This is a genomic window from Paenibacillus curdlanolyticus YK9 (genome assembly GCF_000179615.1).
Lineage (GTDB): Bacteria > Bacillota > Bacilli > Paenibacillales > Paenibacillaceae > Paenibacillus_T > Paenibacillus_T curdlanolyticus.
Map to the genome: position 1 here is coordinate 206,604 of NZ_AEDD01000007.1, position 19,279 is coordinate 225,882.

The following is a 19,279-nucleotide window of genomic DNA, read 5'->3' on the forward strand; positions in this document are numbered from 1 at the left end:
TCCTCGTCACCTCGCAACAGCCTTCGGCTGCTCTTCGCTATTGATGATATGTCCTAGCTTTTCATTCGTTCGTAAGGGTCCCACCGTCCGAGCAAGCAGCGCACGGCGGCTCCGCGGATCCAGCAGCCGCTCCCGCACTTGTACGATGCCGGCGCGCTCTATCCATTGCCAGAGCGGTTCACCGTAGTATGCTTCTTCGCTATATAGCTGCAGCAGCGCTGCGACCGTATCCGGCGCCGCCCCTTCCTCTTGCTCGGTGAAGAGCAGCTTCGCTTCCTTCACCTCTGGGCTGGCGCTTCCGCCCGCATACAGCTCCCATCCGCCAGGCACGCCGACGAGGCCGATGTCGCGGATAAGCGTACCCGCCCGATGCAGCGGGCTGGCCGAAACGCCGGCGCTTACCGCAGCCGGAAGCTGCAGCCGCTCCAACCTGCGCTCTAGCGCCGCGCCTAGCGCGACAGAGTCGCGGAGCGCGCCGCGCTCATAAGCGGTGCCGCCACAGGTGACGACGGACAAGACAGGCCGACCGTGCGTCGCTGCCGCCACTGGCACGCCGAGCGCCTCCGAAGCGTTCGCCGCCGCCTGCGCGTTCAAGCCGAGCAGCTCAAGGCGCCCATCGCCGTTCATTTTCGCCAGCGGCACGCCGTAGCGTTCGATCACATCGGCGATCCGTCGCAGCTGCTCTGCCGTCATAACGCCGCCGTACAGCCGAGGCTGTATCGCATACGTGCCATCGGCGAGCAACGGATATCCGACTGCCGCAGCTGCGGCAGTCGTTGGATCAAGATCGCCATCCGCCGCGGCAGGCGCAGCAACCGCAGCCGTTGCGCCAACGTAGTACCGAACCGCAGGGCGGCATAGGCCGCAGCCTTCCGGCGTTCGCCATCCGAGCGCCTTCATCGCTTCCGCCGCGCTGGCAAACTGGCCTGCCGCCGTTGCCGCCTTTAGCTCTTCCCGGCTAAGCGATGTGCAGCCGCATACCGGCTGCACCGGCTGCCCCTCCTCGTCGCCGCTTTCAAGCGTTACCTTCAACAGCGATGAGACAAGCGGCTTGCAGCCGCCGCATGAGCTTGCCGCACGCGTGCACTCGCGAACCTGCTCGAACGTATCCAAGCCTTTCTCGCGAATCGTCGCTACGATTGCGCCTTTCGTTACGCCGTTACAGGAACAGATCGTCTCCGTGTCAGCTAGCGAGCACACATACTCGTCGCTTCCGCCGCTTGCGGAAGACGCAGCCTCCGCCTCCAGCACGGACACATCCGCACGCTGCTTAACATAGCCAAGCAGCTTGTTGCTCTCCGCACTATCCCCAAACAACACCGCGCCGACGATGCGATTGTTGCGAATGCCGATCTTACGGTACGTTTTGCGAATGCCATCAAAGTTCAACATGGAGGTGTGGAGCTGCGCATCCTCGATATCGCCTGCCGAGAAAACATCAACCCCCGATACCTTCAGCTGCGAATACAGCACCGAGCCCGTATAGCCCTCCGTTGCCTCCCCGCACACTGCGCGGGCAAGCACCTTGCCCTGCTCATATAGCGGCGCAACCAGCCCGTAAACGATATCGCGATGCTCCGCGCACTCGCCGACCGCATAAATATTCGGAACGCTCGTTTCCATCCGGTCGTTGACGACGATTGCGCGATTGACTTCAATGCCGCTATCAGCCGCAAGCCGCACGTTCGGGCGAATGCCGACTGCCACCACGACCAGATCGACAGCGAGCTTCGTGCCGTCCGTAAATTGAAGCCCCTCCACCCGTTTCTTGCCCGTAATCCGCTCCGTATTTTTCTCCAGCAAAAACTTCATGCCTTGGCTCTCCAGCTCCTGCTTGAGCATATCAGCCGCTCGTTTGTCCAGCTGGCGGTTCATTAAATACCGATAATTGTGGATGACATATACGTCCTCCATCCCCAGGTTCAGCAGCCCGCGCGCCGCTTCAAGCCCGAGCAGCCCGCCGCCGATAACCGCCGCGCGCTTATATGACTTGCCCGCCTCGATCATCGTCTGGCAATCCTTCATATCCCGGAATGCGGTTACGCCCGGCTTGTCGATACCCGGCAGCGGCAGCATGAACGGCAAAGAACCAGTAGCAATAATTAATTTGTCATAGGTCGCCTTGCGGCCCTGATCCGTATAGACCACTTGGCGGTCTTTATCAATCCGCGTCACTGTCTCGCCGGTATAGAGCGTGATCCCCCGATCACGGTACCATTGCCAGTCATTGATCGTAATTTCGGACATGGGTGTGTCCCCTTGCAGCACTTTCGACAACATGATCCGGTTATAGTTTGGGTGCGGCTCGGCGCCGAATATCGTCACGTCGAACGCATCCGGCTGCAGGTTCAGTATTTCTTCCACGCAGCGGACGCCCGCCATCCCGTTACCGATGAGGATAAGCTTTTGCTTCGTCATTCCGTCCCCTCCAGGTTCCTATTCGCCGCTCTATTCGTTCAAGTCAGGTGAAAGGATATGTGACATAGATATATTTCTAAATCAAATGTTCCAAGCATATCGTTACTTTATGTCAGGTTATATTACACTAACTCTACTGTAACCGACGAACGCGACACAATCAATAGCGAAAAAATATCGATTTGCGTCCTGAAATCAACCGTTTTGACTGCAAAACCTCACATCAAAAGGTATGTCAGTATACATAACATCAATATAAGGCGCTTTCATGTTCAGTCGTTAATCAGAATCGCCCATACCGGATGACATATGTCGTGATGCGACATATGCAGCACAACTGACGTTTTTTTATTTTGGAATTCACGGTTATTTCCTCGGAAATAGTCGAACGCTCTCACAACCTGCTGCGACCTGTTAACTATGTGCTCGCTCGCCCGTTTCCATTATAATGAACCTTATCGAATATCACTGTAACAGGAGGTTAATAAAGCCGATGAATCATGACGAAACTCGCTGCCCACTATGCGGCGGCGACAACCGCTGCGGACAGCTCATCCCTTCTACGAACGGCGAAGGCTGCTGGTGTTTACGCGCTTCCATTCCCGCCGCCTTGCTCGCGCTTGTTCCTCCCGAGCTTACGGGCAAAGCCTGCATATGCCGCAGCTGCGTGGAAACTGCTCTGCAGAAGGAGCAGCAGGAATGAAGCTCGAACGATTGCTCGCGATCACTATGCTGCTGCTCAATCGCAAGCGGATTACTGCCAAGGAACTATCCGAGCGCTTTGAAGTGTCGCTGCGTACGATTTACCGCGATCTGGAGACGATCAATATGGCGGGCATCCCTGTCGTTTCTTACGCCGGAATGGCTGGCGGCTACGAATTGACGGAGCGCTACGGCATCGAACGGCAGTATTTGTCGCTCGATGAGCTGCAATCCATCATGACGGCGCTTCGCGGCATTCGCACCGCGATGGACGAGACGCATGTCGCCGGTCTACTCGACAAGGTGGGTGCGCTGCTAAACCATACGGAGCAGCATTATGCGCAGCAGCGCTCGCGAGAGCTCATCATTGATATTAATCCGTGGCATCAGAATGACCCTGCAGAGCCATCTCGCCTGCCGCTGATTCGGCAAGCCGTTCGAGAGCAGCGCATCGTCGCCTTCTCCTATACCGATGGGCAAGGACAGCTATCCGAGCGTAAAGTTGAGCTATATAGTGTTGTCCTGAAAGGGTACGTGTGGTATGCATATGGCTACTGCCGGATGAGAGAGGATTTTCGCACATTTCGCTTAACTCGGATAATGGATCTCCGCTTGGAAGACGATCGTTTCGAGTGGCGGGAAGAAGCGGCTGAACGCGCCAACAACCTGCAACTGCGAACGCCACGCCTCATTTTTGAGCCGATTGCGGTATCCTTTCGTTTCTCCCCAGCAGTCCGTCCGCGCGTGTTCGATTACTACAAGCCCGAACAGATCACCGTCTGTGAGGACGGTTATATGCTCGTAAATGCCGAACTGCCGAACGATCCCATGCTCTATCGCTCCTTGTTATCGTTCGGCTCCGACGTGGAGGTGCTGGCTCCGGCCGAGCTGGCGGAACGCTTGCGCGATGAGGCGATGCGCATGGTGGCCCTGTATAACAAATAGGCCAACAAATAGGCCGCCTGCGGCGGCTTTTAGGGCAGATTTTTTTTGCCCTATTCGTGCTTGGGCAGCCTGCGGCGGCCTATAGGGTAGATTTTTATGCCCTATTGGCGCTTAGGCGCCCTGCGGCAGCCGATAGGGCAGATTTTTATGCCCTATAGGCTGCCGCAGGCTGCGGCTGCCTATAGGGCAGGTTTTCATGCCCTATTCGCGCTCGAGTGCGCTGCGGCGGCCTATAGGGCAGGTTTTCATGCCCTATTCGCGCTCGAGTGCGCTGCGGCGGCCTATAGGGCAGATTTTTATGCCCTATTCGCGCTTGGGCAGCCTGCGGCGGCCTATAGGGCAGGTTTTCATGCCCTATTCGCGCTCGAGTGCGCTGCGGCGGCCTATAGGGCAGTTTTTTATGCCCTATTCGCGCTTGGGCAGCCTGCAGCAGCCTATAGGGCAGATTTTTATGCCCTATTCGCGCTTGGGCAGCCAGCGGCGGCCTATAGGGCAGTTTTTTATGCCCTATTCGCGCTTGGGCAGCCTGCGGCGGCCTATAGGGCAGATTTTTATGCCCTATTCGCGCTTGGGCAGCCTGCGGCGGCCTATAGGGCAGATTTTTATGCCCTATTCAAAACAAACAGAAAAACCCTACGTTAAAAAACGTAGAGTTTCAAAAAAATCATAGTGTTCTCCGAAGTAAGCTACTCTTACGTAAGCCAGGATTTCGCGCCTTAACTACTAAGCGATATTAATCCCAGTCCGAATCCCAGCAGCGAGCAAAAGCGTTCGCCGGAGCGGCTTCGTCCTCAGCAGATGCCTGCTCAAGCTGCGGCACAGACGCGATTCCGAACAAGCGAGGTACCGATGTAAACTGGCTCAGCGCAGGGTTGATGCCGCCCTTGCTGCTGTCCGCGATCGATAGATGCGGTTTCCGGGCATGCGCATGCGACGTCGAAGCTTGCCTTCCGGCAGGACGCTTCCGATCCTTATCGGCCGGAGCTGCATCCGTTTCGCGCGGGCTAGGCGCAGCTGCTGCGGATTGCGTTTGCTCCGAGGCCGGCTCCACGTTCCACTGGTAGCTTTCCCCGAAAATATCAGCAAAATGCTTGCTTTCTTGCCGCCTCACTTTCCGAGCCTCTTTGCGCAGCGGAGCGGTGTCATACAGCTGAATTTCTTCGTTGGATTGCGGCAGCACAGGCGGCACCTCGGTCGGCTTGCCGTCCTCGCCGAGCGCTACGAAGGTCAGAAACGACGTCGCGCAAACCGTCCGTTCGCCCGACAGCAAATCCTCGGTTACGACGCGCACGAAAATTTCCATAGACGTTCGATTCGCCCACGTTACGAAAGCGGTCAGGCAGACCGAGTCACCTTTCCGCACCGGATTCAGAAAATCGACAGAGTCCGTCGATGCCGTCACGACCGGACGGCGCGCATGCCGCGTCGCCGCAATCGTAGCAACATCATCGATATATGCCATCAGCTTGCCGCCAAAAATCGTGCCGTGATGGTTCGTATCCGGCGGCAGCACAAGCGAGCATTTGACCGTGCGCGACGCGCTGGCCGGCTTCGCTTCCATCGTCGACCGGGATTGTTGTTCATTCCGCACTTGTTTTATTGCATTCATCTTTCATCACCCTCATTATTGATCTTACTAACTATAGACCTGATGAAGGTATAGATAAAATACATTTTTCGAATCGTTTTCATTCCATTTATCTATACTTAATACGAGACAAATCGTGCATCCCGCGCTAGCGCTGCGCTAAAACGCTGCCATTCATCAAGGCGATTTCTCGCCGGATGCGCATTAGGAAAAAGAAGGAGTAACTCGCTCATGGACATTCGCCATCTTACCTACTTCATCGCCGTCGCCCAACACCGCAGCTTTACCGTCGCCTCTCGCCACCTGAACGTTACGCAGCCCACCTTGTCCAAAATGGTCCGTCTGCTCGAGGAGGAGCTGGGCGCAACGCTGCTGGACCGCTCGGGCAAAACGATTCGCCTCACCGATGCAGGCGAAACGATATTTCGCTCCGCGCAGCAAGTGACGAAGGCGATGGAGGATATGACCGCCCAATTGGACGACCTGATCGAGCTGAAAAGCGGCACGATCCGAATCGGCATTCCGCCGATGATCGGAGGACGCTTCTTCCCGTCGGTTATCGAGCAGTTCAACACGCGGTACCCGAACGTTCAGCTCCGTCTCGTGGAGCAAGGCGGACGGCGCAACGAGCTCGACATCGACAGCGGCGAGCTTGATATCGGCATCGTGCTGCTGCCTGTAGAAGGCGAAGGTCGCTTCCACCTCCACCCGCTGCTGGAGGAAAAGCTCATGCTGCTCGTTCACCATGGACATCCCCTCGCCAATCGTACAAATGTAACGCTCGCAGAGCTAAAGGACGAGCCCTTCGTGCTGTTCCGCGAAGACTTCACGCTGCGCCATCTCGTCGTCGAGCACAGCCGGGCGGAAGGCTTCGAGCCTCGCGTCGTATTTGAAAGCTCTCAATGGGACTTTATGACCGAGATGGTCGCCGCCAAGCTCGGCGTTACCCTTTTGCCCGAATCGGTATGCCGCTCGCTCGATCCGTCCCGCTTCTCCGCCATCGCGCTCCATAAGCCGCGCCTGGTTTGGCAGCTCGCGATGATCTGGAGCAAGGAGCGATACCTCTCTTATGCAGCCCGCACGTGGATACGGTTCGTGCAGGAGGAGCTGGGCAAACCGCCGGTCATCGAAGCGCCTCCCGGCATTCCTGCACCTCATGACCGATAAAGCATGACCTCCACACGCCATGGCAAAAAAGCTCTCTGGCAGACAAGCAATGAATCTTGCTTGCCACCAGAAAGCGCTACCCCTATTGCGCAATCGAGCTCTGCCGCTCGTGGAGCAGGCGCAGCACGGAGGCGCGCAGCTCGACGAATGCAGCATCCGTCCGCTCACGGGGACGCGGCAGCTGGACAGGCACAATCGCGCTGACCGCTCCCGGACGCGGCGACATGACGATGATTCGGTCCGCCAAGAAGATGGCCTCCTCTACATCATGCGTGACGAATACGAACGTCGCGTTCTCCCGCTGCCAGATGCGCACCAGCTCCTCCTGCAGCTTCTGCCTGAGCATGGCGTCCAGCGCAGCGAACGGTTCATCCATGAGCAGCAGCTTCGGCTGCAAGCATAGCGCCCGGGCAATCGCTACCCGCTGGCTCATGCCGCCGGACAGCTGCTTCGGATACAGTCCTGCCGCTTCCTCCAGCTCGAACAGCCGGATATAATGCTCAGCGAGCTCCCTTTTTTCCCGCTTCGTCCCTTTGCCCCGCTGGAGCCCGAATGCGATATTTTGCCGCACAGTGAGCCAAGGGAACAACGAGTAGTCTTGAAAAATAAACCCGCGACCTGTAGAGGGCCCCACCACCACCTCTCCAGCGCATATAACCGCTCCGCTGCTTGCGGTCTCGATGCCGGCAATCAGCTTCAACAGCGTGCTCTTGCCGCAGCCCGACGGGCCGAGCAGGCAGACGAACTCGCCTGACGAAATCGTCAGGTCAATGGCGGACAGCGCCTCGACGGCTTTGCCGCCGCTCGAATGGTACGACTTAGACGCTCGCTTCACCTCCACATCCATCTCACACACCCTCGCTTTCGCATCATTGTATTCATTGCCAGCGCAGCAGCAGCCGCTCCACGAGCCGTATGCATGCAGAGGAGCCGAAGCCTAGCGCCCCGATCGTGAACATCCCGATAATCGACTGATCATAATCGAGCAAATGGTAAGCCTGCCAGGTCGTATAGCCGATCCCGGTCTGGCCGGACATCATTTCGCCTGTAATAACCCCCATCCATGATGCCCCTATGCCAACCGACAAGCCCGTGAAAATCTCTGGCGCCATCGCGGGCAGATAGACGCGCCAAATCGCTTGCACCGGACCGCATCCAAGCACCCTCGCCGCTTGAATAAGCGAAGGGGACACCCGTCGTGCGGCGTCCCTGCTGCTGATGAGAATAGGAAAGAAAGCGCCAATGAACGTAATAAACACGATGCCGCCCTCAATCGTCTTGAACAGCAGCATAGCGACGGGCAAGTAAGCGATAAGCGGGATCGGGCGAAATAGCTCCAAGCTTGGGTACAGCCCATTGCGCCCGATACGCGTCAGGCCGATCCACATGCCGAGCGGGACGGCAGCCGCGAAGCCAAGCGCGATCCCCGACAGCACGCGAGCCGCACTAACAGCAATATCCGTGTAATAGCTCTCCGCCCCCAAATTAACGTACCACGCCGATACAATAGCGGCGGGATGCGGCAAATTGCCGAATTGAAGCGGCCACATCACGTTCAGCAGCACCAGCGCATGCCACAGGAGCAGAAACACCAGCACCGAAGCGGCCCGAATGGCCGCTGCTGCCAGCGGCCCCTTCCGCATGCGGCGAATTTTCCTCTGGCGGGAACTATCAGTCCTCGCGGCAATCGTCAATACGTTCGATCGGCTATCCATTCGCCATGCAGCTCCTCGTCCGTTAGATAGGGCTTGCCTGTCGACTTCACCGCTTCTCGCAAATACGAATCGTCGATGAACGCGTCAAGATCGAGCGCTGCTTTCAGCTTGCCAATGCTGGTTAAGAATGCGGCGCTGCCCTTGAGCGTGCTCACGTCCTTCCCATAAATCGCGGCGTCGAAGCGGATGTTCTCGACCATGGTCTTGCAAACTTCAGGCGGAAAACCGCTCTCCTGCTCGAAGATGCGAGCCGTCTCCTCGGGATGCGCTTTAGCGAAAGCATGCGCCTCATTCAAAGCTTTCAGGAAAGCTACCGCATAGATGCGATTTTGCTTCGCCCAATCCCGGTTCGCGACCACGCCTGCCAAATAATCGATTCCAGTTGCCTCTCCGGGGGACAGAATCGTGCCGAAGCCTTTATATTGAATCAAATTCGGATAAGGCGCCCACGTGGCATGTGCCGCAATCTTGTTCTGCTCAATGCTCTGCATCCCGACTGTGACCGACTGGTCCACGATCTTCACATCATCGACCAAGCCATGCTGGCGAAGCGTCTCCAGCAGCATCCGGTGGGCACTGGACCCGATTGGCGTCGATACCGTCTTCCCCTTCAGATCCTCGATGCTCTTGATATCGCTGCCATTAGGCACAACAATCGCTTGATTGCGCCCTACTGCGCCTTTCCCGTCAAATGCTAAGAAGACGGAATGGTAATTTTTCTGCGTAATGCCGAGCACTCCATTAAGCAAGGACGGCATATCGCCGAGGAACGAGAGCTGGATTTTGCCGCCGATCATGTTGTTGTTCAGCACCGATCCCGCGGGAGCATCAAACCAATTCACCTTCACGTCGTCATCGGGAGCCAGCTCCTTCAAATACTTCTCGAACAGCTTCTGGTTTTTGACAATCAGCGCACCCCAAGTCTGCGCCGTCGGCGACTGATATCCGACTGTAATCGTGGCCGCCTTGCCAGCATAGCCTGAGGCGCTCTGTGCCTCGGCCGCCTTGGCCCCGCCCCCGCTTCCACCTTCCGCGCAGCCCTGCAGCAGCAGCGCCGCCGCTGTAAGTAAAGTCAACAGCCGCCCGTAAGCGAACCGCCTGCTTAATGCTCGCACCATTTTCTCCACGCTCCCTATACGCCTCTATTTATCTGACCAAATAAGGAATATTCACGGTTACTGCATCTACGGGGCAGTCGGTCTGGCATGGGGTGCAGTACCAGCATTCGTCGTATTTCATATAGGCTTTGCCTTGATCGTCGAGCGCCAGAATGCCCATCGGGCACACCTGCACGCATATATCGCAGCCGATGCACTTGTCTCGATCGATAATGACGCTTGCCTCGACAGGCTGCGAAATTAGCTTAGACGACAGATTGAACATGGGATGTCTCCTCCTCTTCGCTCGCTGGGCGGCTAGTAATGATCTGCGGCGGCAGCTCCTTCGTATACAACAGCATTTCGCCGTTCTCTCCTTTGCGCAGTACAACTCGCTTCATCCAATTGGCGTCGTCCCGCTCCGGATAATCGAGGAAGTAATGATAGAAGCCCCAGCGGCTTTCCTTGCGGAACAACGACGCTTTAGCCATCATCTCCGCGCAGTCGACGATGCTGTGCACCTCGAGCGCTCGGCCAAGCTCATGCGGATCGCGGGCGCCGAGCAGCGTCAAATCCACCTTGCGAAAATGCTCGATCTTCTCAAGCGCGACGTCCATCTTCACGACCGTCTTCGGCGGCATCAAATACTGGCTGACGATCCGCCGAATTTTCGTCTCCACCTGCTGATGAGGCACGCCTGCCGGAAGCTCGAGCGGCTTATAGATCCGCACACGCTCTGCTTCGATCTGCTCTTGGCTCGCTTCGAGCTGCGCCGCGCCCGCTGCATATGCCGCCGCGTTCGTCCCTGCGATTTTGCCGAAGGTCAGCGCTCCGAGCAAATATTGATGCGGCACGCTCGCCATATCGCCCGCGGCGAACAGCCCTTCCATCGACGTCTGCGCCTCGTGGTCCACGAGCACGCCCGCCGCGCTGTGCCCGCTGCAAAGCCCCACCTCGGAAAAATGCAGCTCGACCATGTCGGTCCGATAGTCCTTCCCTCGGCCTGCATGAAACCGGTCGCGGCTCGGCCGCTCGTTATGATGCAGAATGGCTTCGATCTTCGAGATCGATTCATCGTCGAGATGCGTCAGCTTCAAGTAAAGCGGCCACTCGCCTTTGTTCGCCATTTTCCACATGTTCATGATGAGCTCGCCGCTCCAGTAGTCGCAGCCGGTCACCCGTTCGCCCTTGGCATTCGCCGTGTAGCCGCCGAACGGGCCAGCCACGTATGCGCATGCAGGTCCGTTATAGTCCTTCATCGTCGGATTGATCTGATAGCATTCGATGCCTGTCAGCTCGACGCCCGCATGATAAGCCATCGCGTAGCCTTCGCCCGAGTTGGTCGGATTCTCATACGTGCTGTACAGATAGCCGGAATCCGTCAAGCCCATGCGGCCCGCCGCTCCCGCCGTTAAAATGACGGATTTGGCTCGAACGATGATGTAATCGCCGTTTTTCACATCCAGACCGAGCACGCCCGCCACGCGATTCCCTTCGGTGAGCAGCCTCGTCGCCATGACCCGGTTCACGACTTTGCACCGCATTTGCTTGACCTTTTTGGCCAAAATCAGCTTCAGGTCGCTTGCCTTCGGCATCGGCAGCACATAGCGCCCCTTCCGGTGAACGCGGTACACCTCGTAGTCGCCCTTCGCATCCTTCTCAAAATCAACGCCCCACGAATCGAGCTCCTTCACGATGTCGTAGCACTCGCTCGCCTGCCGGAAGACCGCCTGCTGATCGACGATGCCGTCATTGGATTCGGTAATTTCCCATGTGTATTCCTCTGGCGTCGCCTTGCCCGGAATGACGGCGTTGTTCAATCCGTCCATCCCCATGCTGATTGCGCCGCTTCGCCGAATGTCCGCCTTGTCGAGCACGAGCACACTCAGCGACGGATAGGCCTGCTTCGCCTTAATCGCAGCCATCGTCCCCGCCGTTCCGCCGCCCACGATGACGACATCCGCTGTATATTCTCTCGTCTCCATGCTTGGATTCACCCTTTCTCACGCTTCTAAGCGATCGTTAGCCATACCAAAAAGGAGATGCGCATTTTACCCGTGGCAAGGCAAAACGGACATCTCCAGTGGGCCGGTCGATAATTCCGATTTGTTTGGTTGTATTTGATCGAAACGAATGTAGCATGGGCTCAAAAGCATCGTCAATGCAATGAATACAATCGACTACCTGTGACTACGAATGATAAATTTACCCATGAAATGGAAATGAAAAGGGTTGCCGAATACCAGCGGATAGGCTAGACTATTATAAATGTTAAATTCCAATGCGTTTAGTCGGGTATTAGGCGATAAATGAAGGAGAGGGGCGTCCTCATGCCGAATGGAAAGTTGCCTTACGTCACGCTGCAGCAAGCGATGGATATGCTTGGCGTCAGCCGTTCCACGATCGACCGTTGGCGGAGAAACAAGCGTCTGCCTTACGTCCAGATTGGCAAAGAAATTATGATCGACCCCGTTCATCTGGACGAGTGGATCCGGGCGCACGCCATCGTTCGAACGCCGGGCACTCCTGCCTTCTGCGAGCGGAATGCCCCTATCACCGTTACGATCGGCTATCAAAGCGCGACTGCGCATATGTGGAGCCCGCTGCTCATTCGAGGACTGAAGCTGTTCGAGCAGGAGCTTGCCGCCCTGCGTCTCCCCTTAGCCGTACAAGTGGAATGGCGCGATGCGGCCAGCGGCCTAAGCCTTGTTGAAGCGATGATCGGCGGGCATGTCCAAATCGCTTCGCTTGGCGACTATCCGATCATGATGAGCCAGCGCCTAAGCCGTATGCTGCCCGACTTCGATGCTGTCCTGCTCGCCTTCGACGGCAAGACAGCCGGCGGGCGCGGCATCTCGGTCGCCGTTGCGAGCGATAAGACAGAGACGCGAGAGGAATTGCCGTTTGAGCGGATCGCAACCGTGCCCCACTCCAGCGCAGGCTGTCGATTGAATCGGCTAATGCGCGCCTCGGGCCGGTCGAACCTGCGGGTGGAGCATTGCACGATGAAGGAAAGCTGGGACGGGCTCGTCGATCGCAAAATTGAGGCCAGCGTCATGTGGGAACCGTACATCAGCCTTGCGCAATATGTCGGCGCGGGCAGCGTGTTGTTCGAGGAGGGCATCGGCGAGGACTATCTAACCGGCGTCGTCGCCAGCACCCAATGGGCTCGGAGCAACGAGGATATCGTCATCGCTTATTTGAAGGCCCATCTTCGCGCCCACCAATACATGCGGGACAACCCAATCGGAGCAGCCCGCGTCATTGCAGCCGCCACTGGCTTTCCGCTTCCTGTTGTGGCGGGCGTCATTTCTCGCGTCCGTTGGGATGCCGCGCTATATGCAAGAGACTTCGATACGCTGGATCGGCTGATGGACGATCCATTCCCAGCCTCTATTGCGCATGGTTCGCCAGCGGCAGCCGTTTCGTCCGTTCCCGACTATCTAGACGCTGCTGCCTTATCGCTCTCGCTTCCTCCGCTTCGGTCGGAGCAGCGGAACAACGACTGGTCGCCGCATCTGATTTATTGACAATTCGCCTTTATCCACGTACATTCCGGCACTCCCCTATTCGGGCACAAGCGTCGGATGCTCTTCGTCCGTGATCCGATAATGCCGCTCTCCCTGCCCGTTATACAGGACGAATCGGCGCTCTCCATCCTCGTAAGACACACCTTGGGTCGCGTGAAGCGCCTGACCCACGCTGGCATAGACCAGTTTACCCTCCCGCCGCTGTATGAGCACAACGTCCAGCGGCATCCCCTCTTCATAGATCAACTCATTCACGCCATCCCCGTTCCAATCCGCCGCCCTTGCAGGAGCATGAGCATTCAAAAACAATAGCGGAACGGGCATGCCGTCTTTCACTTCAATATAGTGCTCGACAGCGCAACTTGCGCCGCAATAGCCCGTCAAGCGAATGTAGGACTGGCCGAACAGTTCGATTGAGCCTACCTCGATCTGGCTCTCATACGCTTCGCCTCCAATCGTACCGATCCGGTAGACGATGTTATCATGCTTCAGGCCGATCCATCGTTCCATCGAATCGGCTGCTTCCGGCAACGAGAAGACAACGAACGTATACGCCCCGTATGCAATCGTTCGGATGATATCCGATTTGGCTAAGCTGCGCAGCGGCTGAATCTTCTCTACGCCGCTGGCCATTGATTTAAACGCGAGCGGCACTGGGCTGGCTTGCTGCTTAGCTTCCGTTTGTTGCTCAGCTTCCGCCTCCGCTTGCCCGGCTCCCCCATCCTGGTGCGACGCTTGCATATGCTCTTGTACTCGCTCTTTTACATACTCTCGCTTCGGCTCGGGCGCTTGCTCCGGCTCCCGCTCTAATGCTTGCCCGTCCGGCGCATCCCCTCTCCCAAACCCATCCTCCATCGCAAACCACCCCGCCGCCAGCAGCAACGCCGCTATCAGAACCACGCTATATGCTTGCTTTTTCACCTTTATTTCACACGCCCCATTCTGTCTTCTATGGCGATATAGACGCGCTCGCTGCGCGAAGGTTGCACCGGAATAACAGGCATAGTTCGCGAATTGGCACATACGATTACTCCGAATGCGCAACACCCCTACTCTTGCAATTCCAAGGAGGTCTTCTATGAGCCCATCTGACCCGCACGCCAACATCCGCCGCAGAGGAGGCGCTAACCCGTGGAAATACATCCTCAGCGTCATCGGCGTCCTACTGCTGATCATTATCGGCTTCAACAGCTATGCAACTGTTCAATACGGCCACGTCGGGCTATACCAAACATTCGGCAAGCTGAATAACAACGTGCTTGAGCCCGGCATCCACCTGAAGGTTCCCTTCTTCCAATCCGTCATCCAAGTGAATACGCAGGTTGCCAAAGCCGAGACCGACTCCTCCGCCTCCTCGATGGATCTGCAGCCGGTATCCACACATGTGGCCGTCAACTACTCCGTCGAAAAATCAACCGCGTTCACCCTCATGAACAACGTCGGAGGCAACTACGACAACATCATCATTAATCCAGCCGTCCAAGAAATCGTCAAGGAAGTGACCGCCCGCTATCCCGCAGAGGATCTCATCGCCAAGCGCGATCTCGTCGCGAACGAAATCAGCGATCATTTGACCGCGCGATTGGCCAAATATAATTTAATCGTCAAAGAAATTAACATCGTGAATTTTAAGTTCAGCGACGCGTTTAACCAATCTATCGAAGCCAAACAGGTTGCCCAGCAGCAAGCGCTGAAGGCCGAGAACGATCTCAAGCGCATCCAGATCGAAGCCAAGCAAACAATCGCCCAGGCGCAAGCAGAAGCCGAGTCGCTCAAGCTGAAAAAGCAGGAGGTTACGGCGGAGCTGGTGCAATACAAGCAGATCGAGGTGCAGGAGAAAGCGTTGGAAAAATGGGACGGCCACCTGCCGAACGTCACTGGCGGGGCGACCCCGTTCATCGACTTGAGCGCTTTCGTCGGCTCAAGCTCCAAGTCCGCGGCGACATCGCCGCCAGCTTCGACGAACGCGGCGCAGCCGTGATTACTAGCGTGAATGAATGTCTGACTGAGGCGGTCAAACGGGGGCTCTCTCCTGTTTGGCTGCTTTTTCGCGCAAACTTTTACGCCCTAATCGTGCTCCGGCTCGCTAGCCGACAGACTAGGGAACATTTTTATTACCTATTCGTACTCCGGCTCGCAGCCGACCGAATAGGGCAGATTTTTATTCCCTATTCGCACTCCGGCCCGCCAGCCGACCGAATAGGGCAGATTTTTATTCCCTATTCGCCCTTCGGCTCGCCAGCCGACCGAATAGGGAAGATTTTTATTACCTATTCGCCCTCCGGCTCGCTAGCCGACAGACTAGGGAACATTTTTATTACCTATTCGTACTCCGGCTCGCTAGCCGACTGAATAGGGCACATTTTTATTACCTATTCGGCCTCCGGCTCGCCAGCCGACCGCAGCCATATAATCGGTAACGCTTTCGATTAACGCCAGCAGCTGAACATCCTCTGCTCGCTGTTTTTCGGCAGCCACGTCACCCTAGCCAACGTGTCGAAAAATTTCACTTTACAAGATTAGGCAGATTCATGCTAATATGAAAACGCATACACGAGAAGGGAGAGGATAAGCCCGAATTAGACAAACCGATCTTGTTTCGCAAACGGCGTTGCCCCACAAACCGGAAAAGCCGGCAACTTTGCTTCGTTTTTCGAAAACGTTTTAGATTGGTGAACTGATTTCGATTTTATAATCTGATTGGAGGTATTTATGTGATTCGTAAACGTGTTACCCGGTGGTGCAGCCTGCTCGTCGCAACTGTGTTAATCGGCACCTCCCTCTCCATCTCAGCGCCCGCAGCACACGCTGCCCCTAGCGCGCCTTACACTTGGAAGAACGTCAATACAGGTGCGGGCGGCGGCTTTGTTCCCGGCATTATTTTTAACGAAACGGAGCCTGATCTGATCTACGCTCGTACCGATATCGGCGGCGTCTACCGTTGGAACAAGGCGGACAGCAGCTGGATCCCGCTTCTGGATAACGTCGGCTGGACCGATTGGGGCAAGCTCGGCGTCGACGCCCTCGCGACCGACCCCGTCGATCCGAACCGCGTCTACATCGCAGCCGGCATGTACACGAACGGGTGGGATCCGAACCATGGCTACATCATGCGCTCCACGGACAAAGGAAATACTTGGCAAATCACGCAGCTCCCCTTCTACGTCGGCGGCAACATGCCGGGCCGTTCCATGGGCGAACGCCTCTCCATTGACCCCAACAAGAACAGCATCCTCTACTTCGGCGCACGCAGCGGCAACGGTCTTTGGAAATCGACCGACTATGGCGTAACGTGGAACAAAGTGACCTCCTTCACGAATCCCGGCACGTATGTGCAGGACGCTTCCTATCCCTACACCGCAGACATTATGGGCATCGCTTGGATTACGTTCGACAAGTCGACGGGCACGGCGGGCAGCGCTACCCAGACCATCTATGTCGGCGTAGCGGACAAAGCGAATAGCATCTACCGCAGCACGGACGGCGGCGCGACATGGGCAGCTGTGCCCGGGCAGCCAACTGGCTTCGTCCCTCATCACGGCGAAATTTCCAACGGCAATCTTTACATCACATACAACGACAGCAGCGGTCCTTATGACGGTGTCAAAGGCGATGTCTACAAGCTCAATACGACAACGGGCGTCTGGACGAACATTAGCCCGATTCCAAGCACGAGCACGGATGCTTACTTCGGCTATGGCGGCCTCGCGATCGACCGCACGAACCCGAACACGATCATGGTCACGACGCTCAACTCCTGGTGGCCGGATGCCAACATCTACCGTTCGACGGACGGCGGCGCAACGTGGACCAGCATTTGGTCTTGGAGCGGCTACCCGAACCGCGACCTGCTGTACACGCAAGACATCTCGGCGGCGCCTTGGCTCGACTTCGGCTCGAACCCGCAGCCGCTGGAGCCTGCACTTAAGCTTGGCTGGATGATCGGCGACATCGAGATCGACCCGCATAACCCGAACCGGATGATGTATGGCACGGGCGCGACGATCTATGGCACGAACAACCTGCTCAACTGGGGCACCAGCTCCAAGGTCAACATTTCCGTCATGGCTAAAAATCTAGAAGAAATGGCGGTCAACGATCTCGTCAGCCCGCCAATCGGCGCTCCGCTTGTCAGCGCAGTCGGTGACGTATCCGGCTTCCGCCACACGGATCTGACCGTTGCTCCGACCAAAATGCTCACGAATCCAGGCGTTACGTCGAGCATCGATTTTGCAGAAACGAACCCAACCTTCATGGCACGCGTCGGCGCCGTCGATGCAACGACTAAGCCTTCCATCGCGCTGTCCTATGACGGCGGCGGCAACTGGTTCAACCCAAGCCAGCCTTCCGGCACGAAGGGCGGCGGCAAAATCGCCGTATCGGCGGACGGCAGCTCGCTCGTGTGGAGCACCTCCGATATCGGCGTCTTCTACTCCGTCGGCGGCAACTCGTGGACGGCAAGCACAGGCGTCCCTGCCGGCGCCCAGGTCGTCTCCGACCGCGTCAACAAAAACAAATACTATGCGTTCTCCGGCGGCAACGTCTACATCTCCACCAACGGCGGCGCAGCGTTTACGCAAACCACGGCAACCGGGCTCCCAGCGACCGGCAACCTGAAATCCGTCTTCGGCGCAGAGGGCGACATCTGGCTTGCGGGCGGCGATGATAAAACAGTCTACGGCTTATGGCATTCCACCAACGGCGGCGCTTCGTTCACCAAGCTGTCCAATGTTCAAGAGGCTGACGTCGTCGGCTTCGGCAAAGCGGCACCGGGCCAAACGTATCCAGCCGTCTACACCTCGGCCAAAATCGATAACGTTCGCGGCATCTACCGCTCCGACGATGCAGGCGCTTCATGGGTCCGCATCAATGACGACCAGCATCAGTACGGCGTAACGAACAGCGTCATCACGGGCGATCCGCGCATCTTTGGCCGCGTTTACCTCGGCACGAACGGCCGCGGCATTTTGTATGCCGACCCTAGCGGCACAACGCCGCCGGTCAACAACTCGTCGATCACGCCTACGACCGCTTCGTTCGATAAGAAAATCGCCAATCAAGCGGATATCGGCGTTACGATGACACTGAACGGCAACACGCTTGCAAGCATCAAAAACGGCGCGGCTACGCTCGTTTCCGGCACGGACTACACGGTTTCCGGCTCGGCTGTCACGATCAAGAAAAGCTATCTCGCCGCTCAAGCGGTCGGCACGACCACGCTCACGTTCAGCTTCAGCGCTGGTGCGGCTGCAACGCTGGCGGTATCGGTCGTCGACACGACGTCTACCGTCAGCAACTCGACGATCACGCCGACTGCCTCATCGTTCGATAAGAAAACCGTCAACCAAGTCGATATCGGCGTTACGATGACGCTGAACGGCAACACGTTGTCGAGTATCAAAAACGGCTCAGCTACGCTCGTTTCCGGCACGGACTACACCGTTTCCGGCTCGGCTGTCACGATCAAGAAAAGCTACCTCGCCGCTCAATCGGTCGGCACGACCACGCTCACGTTCAACTTCAGCGCTGGCGCAGCTGCCACGCTTGCGGTGTCGGTTGTAGACACGACGTCAACAACGACAACAGGCAGCTTCAAAATCCAAATGTACAGCGGCACGACAGCCGCATCCAGCAACACGCTCAGCCCGCGCATCAAGATCGTGAACACGGGCACGACAGCGCTTAACCTCGCCGACGTAAAGCTGCGGTACTACTACACCAAGGATGCCAACATAGCACAAGCATTTTTCTGCGACTGGGCGCAAATGGGCAATGCTAACGTAACGGGTGCGTTTGTGAACATGGCTACGCCTAAGACTGGTGCCGACAACTATTTGGAGCTCGGCTTCACGAGCGGCGCAGGCTCCCTCGCAGCCGGCGCATCCGCCGAAATCCAAATCCGCGTCTCGCGCACAGATTGGAGCAACTACACCCAGACTGGCGACTACTCCTTCAGCTCGACAGGGTCCAGCTATGTGGACTGGAGCAAGATGACGGGTTATGTGTCAGGGTCGTTGCAGTGGGGAATTGAGCCTTAATAGCTTAATGGTGATGAGATAAGGTAGAGATGGCAAAAGCCCCGCAAGGCGGACACTTGGTTGGGTGTCGCTTGCAGGG

The 19,279-nt window shown here is 57.1% G+C and carries 14 protein-coding genes and 1 pseudogene; 6 read left to right on the forward strand and 9 right to left on the reverse strand.

Going from position 1 to position 19,279, the window contains the following annotated elements:
* Positions 1-6: 6 nt before the first annotated feature.
* Entirely contained in the window at positions 7-2,418 is a 2,412-nt protein-coding gene (gene nirB, locus PAECUDRAFT_RS14520) for a nitrite reductase large subunit NirB (RefSeq protein WP_006038858.1), read from the reverse strand.
* Between the two features lie 493 nt (positions 2,419-2,911).
* Between nirB and PAECUDRAFT_RS14525 the strand changes: the two genes are divergently transcribed.
* Together PAECUDRAFT_RS14525 and PAECUDRAFT_RS14530 are read left to right on the forward strand one after the other, a co-directional pair.
* Entirely contained in the window at positions 2,912-3,121 is a 210-nt protein-coding gene (locus PAECUDRAFT_RS14525; protein WP_006038859.1) for a cysteine-rich CWC family protein, read from the forward strand.
* Positions 3,118-4,065: a helix-turn-helix transcriptional regulator gene (locus PAECUDRAFT_RS14530; RefSeq protein ID WP_006038860.1), complete on the forward strand. Its 948-nt coding sequence runs from the start codon at positions 3,118-3,120 to the stop codon at positions 4,063-4,065. Before PAECUDRAFT_RS14525 ends, PAECUDRAFT_RS14530 begins: the two co-directional genes overlap by 4 nt.
* A 1,054-nt stretch (positions 4,066-5,119) precedes the next feature.
* Here the strand turns inward: PAECUDRAFT_RS14530 and PAECUDRAFT_RS25530 are convergent.
* A pseudogene (locus PAECUDRAFT_RS25530) lies at positions 5,120-5,626 on the reverse strand (acyl-CoA thioesterase); the annotation flags it as partial.
* 258 nt (positions 5,627-5,884) lie between these two features.
* On the opposite strand from PAECUDRAFT_RS25530, the gene PAECUDRAFT_RS14545 reads away from it, so the two are divergent.
* On the forward strand, positions 5,885-6,820 hold the full coding sequence (locus PAECUDRAFT_RS14545; RefSeq protein ID WP_006038863.1) for a LysR family transcriptional regulator: 936 nt from the start codon (positions 5,885-5,887) through the stop codon (positions 6,818-6,820).
* An 82-nt stretch (positions 6,821-6,902) separates the two neighbouring features.
* On the opposite strand, the gene PAECUDRAFT_RS14550 is transcribed toward PAECUDRAFT_RS14545, so the two are convergent.
* The 5 genes from PAECUDRAFT_RS14550 to PAECUDRAFT_RS14570 are packed head-to-tail and all read right to left on the reverse strand — an operon-like array spanning position 6,903 to position 11,617.
* On the reverse strand, positions 6,903-7,667 hold the full coding sequence (locus PAECUDRAFT_RS14550) for an ABC transporter ATP-binding protein (protein WP_006038864.1): 765 nt from the start codon (positions 7,665-7,667) through the stop codon (positions 6,903-6,905).
* 31 nt (positions 7,668-7,698) lie between these two features.
* Positions 7,699-8,535 (reverse strand): ABC transporter permease, encoded by an 837-nt coding sequence (locus PAECUDRAFT_RS14555; protein WP_006038865.1) that lies wholly within the window; start codon positions 8,533-8,535, stop codon positions 7,699-7,701.
* Positions 8,511-9,653 carry an ABC transporter substrate-binding protein gene (locus PAECUDRAFT_RS14560; protein WP_006038866.1) on the reverse strand — a complete coding sequence of 381 codons (1,143 nt, stop codon included), beginning with the start codon at positions 9,651-9,653 and terminating at the stop codon, positions 8,511-8,513. Before PAECUDRAFT_RS14560 ends, PAECUDRAFT_RS14555 begins: the two co-directional genes overlap by 25 nt.
* Positions 9,654-9,681: 28 nt before the next feature.
* The gene (locus PAECUDRAFT_RS14565) at positions 9,682-9,918 is read right to left on the reverse strand and encodes a 4Fe-4S dicluster domain-containing protein (protein WP_006038867.1); all 237 of its coding nucleotides are present in this window, start codon (positions 9,916-9,918) and stop codon (positions 9,682-9,684) included.
* On the reverse strand, positions 9,899-11,617 hold the full coding sequence (locus tag PAECUDRAFT_RS14570) for a fumarate reductase/succinate dehydrogenase flavoprotein subunit (RefSeq protein ID WP_006038868.1): 1,719 nt from the start codon (positions 11,615-11,617) through the stop codon (positions 9,899-9,901). The genes PAECUDRAFT_RS14565 and PAECUDRAFT_RS14570 overlap by 20 nt, the downstream gene beginning before the upstream one ends.
* Positions 11,618-11,962: 345 nt before the next feature.
* On the opposite strand from PAECUDRAFT_RS14570, the gene PAECUDRAFT_RS14575 reads away from it, so the two are divergent.
* Positions 11,963-13,162, forward strand: coding sequence for a helix-turn-helix domain-containing protein (locus tag PAECUDRAFT_RS14575; protein ID WP_006038869.1), 1,200 nt, complete (start codon positions 11,963-11,965; stop codon positions 13,160-13,162).
* A 36-nt stretch (positions 13,163-13,198) separates the two neighbouring features.
* On the opposite strand, the gene PAECUDRAFT_RS14580 is transcribed toward PAECUDRAFT_RS14575, so the two are convergent.
* Positions 13,199-14,083, reverse strand: a complete 885-nt coding sequence (locus PAECUDRAFT_RS14580; protein ID WP_040712662.1) for a hypothetical protein — start codon at positions 14,081-14,083, stop codon at positions 13,199-13,201.
* 157 nt (positions 14,084-14,240) lie between these two features.
* Here PAECUDRAFT_RS14580 and PAECUDRAFT_RS14585 point away from each other — a divergent pair, with 157 nt between their 5' ends.
* On the forward strand, positions 14,241-15,143 hold the full coding sequence (locus PAECUDRAFT_RS14585; protein WP_006038871.1) for a prohibitin family protein: 903 nt from the start codon (positions 14,241-14,243) through the stop codon (positions 15,141-15,143).
* A 359-nt stretch (positions 15,144-15,502) separates the two neighbouring features.
* Here PAECUDRAFT_RS14585 and PAECUDRAFT_RS25940 read toward each other — a convergent pair whose 3' ends face one another.
* Positions 15,503-15,640 (reverse strand): hypothetical protein, encoded by a 138-nt coding sequence (locus tag PAECUDRAFT_RS25940; RefSeq protein WP_158306251.1) that lies wholly within the window; start codon positions 15,638-15,640, stop codon positions 15,503-15,505.
* Positions 15,641-15,876: 236 nt separating this feature from the next.
* Here PAECUDRAFT_RS25940 and PAECUDRAFT_RS14590 point away from each other — a divergent pair, with 236 nt between their 5' ends.
* On the forward strand, positions 15,877-19,200 hold the full coding sequence (locus PAECUDRAFT_RS14590) for a X2-like carbohydrate binding domain-containing protein (protein ID WP_006038873.1): 3,324 nt from the start codon (positions 15,877-15,879) through the stop codon (positions 19,198-19,200).
* The last annotated feature ends 79 nt before the right edge of the window (positions 19,201-19,279 follow it).

Bases quoted from the DNA above. Each gene is read 5' to 3' on its own strand.
- PAECUDRAFT_RS14545 (WP_006038863.1), top strand. From the start codon at position 5,885: ATGGACATTCGCCATCTTACCTACTTCATCGCCGTCGCCCAACACCGC.
- PAECUDRAFT_RS14565 (WP_006038867.1), bottom strand. From the start codon at position 9,918: ATGTTCAATCTGTCGTCTAAGCTAATTTCGCAGCCTGTCGAGGCAAGC.
- PAECUDRAFT_RS14555 (WP_006038865.1), bottom strand. From the start codon at position 8,535: ATGGATAGCCGATCGAACGTATTGACGATTGCCGCGAGGACTGATAGT.
- PAECUDRAFT_RS14525 (WP_006038859.1), top strand. From the start codon at position 2,912: ATGAATCATGACGAAACTCGCTGCCCACTATGCGGCGGCGACAACCGC.
- PAECUDRAFT_RS14560 (WP_006038866.1), bottom strand. From the start codon at position 9,653: ATGGTGCGAGCATTAAGCAGGCGGTTCGCTTACGGGCGGCTGTTGACT.
- PAECUDRAFT_RS14585 (WP_006038871.1), top strand. From the start codon at position 14,241: ATGAGCCCATCTGACCCGCACGCCAACATCCGCCGCAGAGGAGGCGCT.
- PAECUDRAFT_RS14575 (WP_006038869.1), top strand. From the start codon at position 11,963: ATGCCGAATGGAAAGTTGCCTTACGTCACGCTGCAGCAAGCGATGGAT.
- PAECUDRAFT_RS14530 (WP_006038860.1), top strand. From the start codon at position 3,118: ATGAAGCTCGAACGATTGCTCGCGATCACTATGCTGCTGCTCAATCGC.
- PAECUDRAFT_RS14550 (WP_006038864.1), bottom strand. From the start codon at position 7,667: ATGGATGTGGAGGTGAAGCGAGCGTCTAAGTCGTACCATTCGAGCGGC.
- PAECUDRAFT_RS14570 (WP_006038868.1), bottom strand. From the start codon at position 11,617: ATGGAGACGAGAGAATATACAGCGGATGTCGTCATCGTGGGCGGCGGA.
- nirB (WP_006038858.1), bottom strand. From the start codon at position 2,418: ATGACGAAGCAAAAGCTTATCCTCATCGGTAACGGGATGGCGGGCGTC.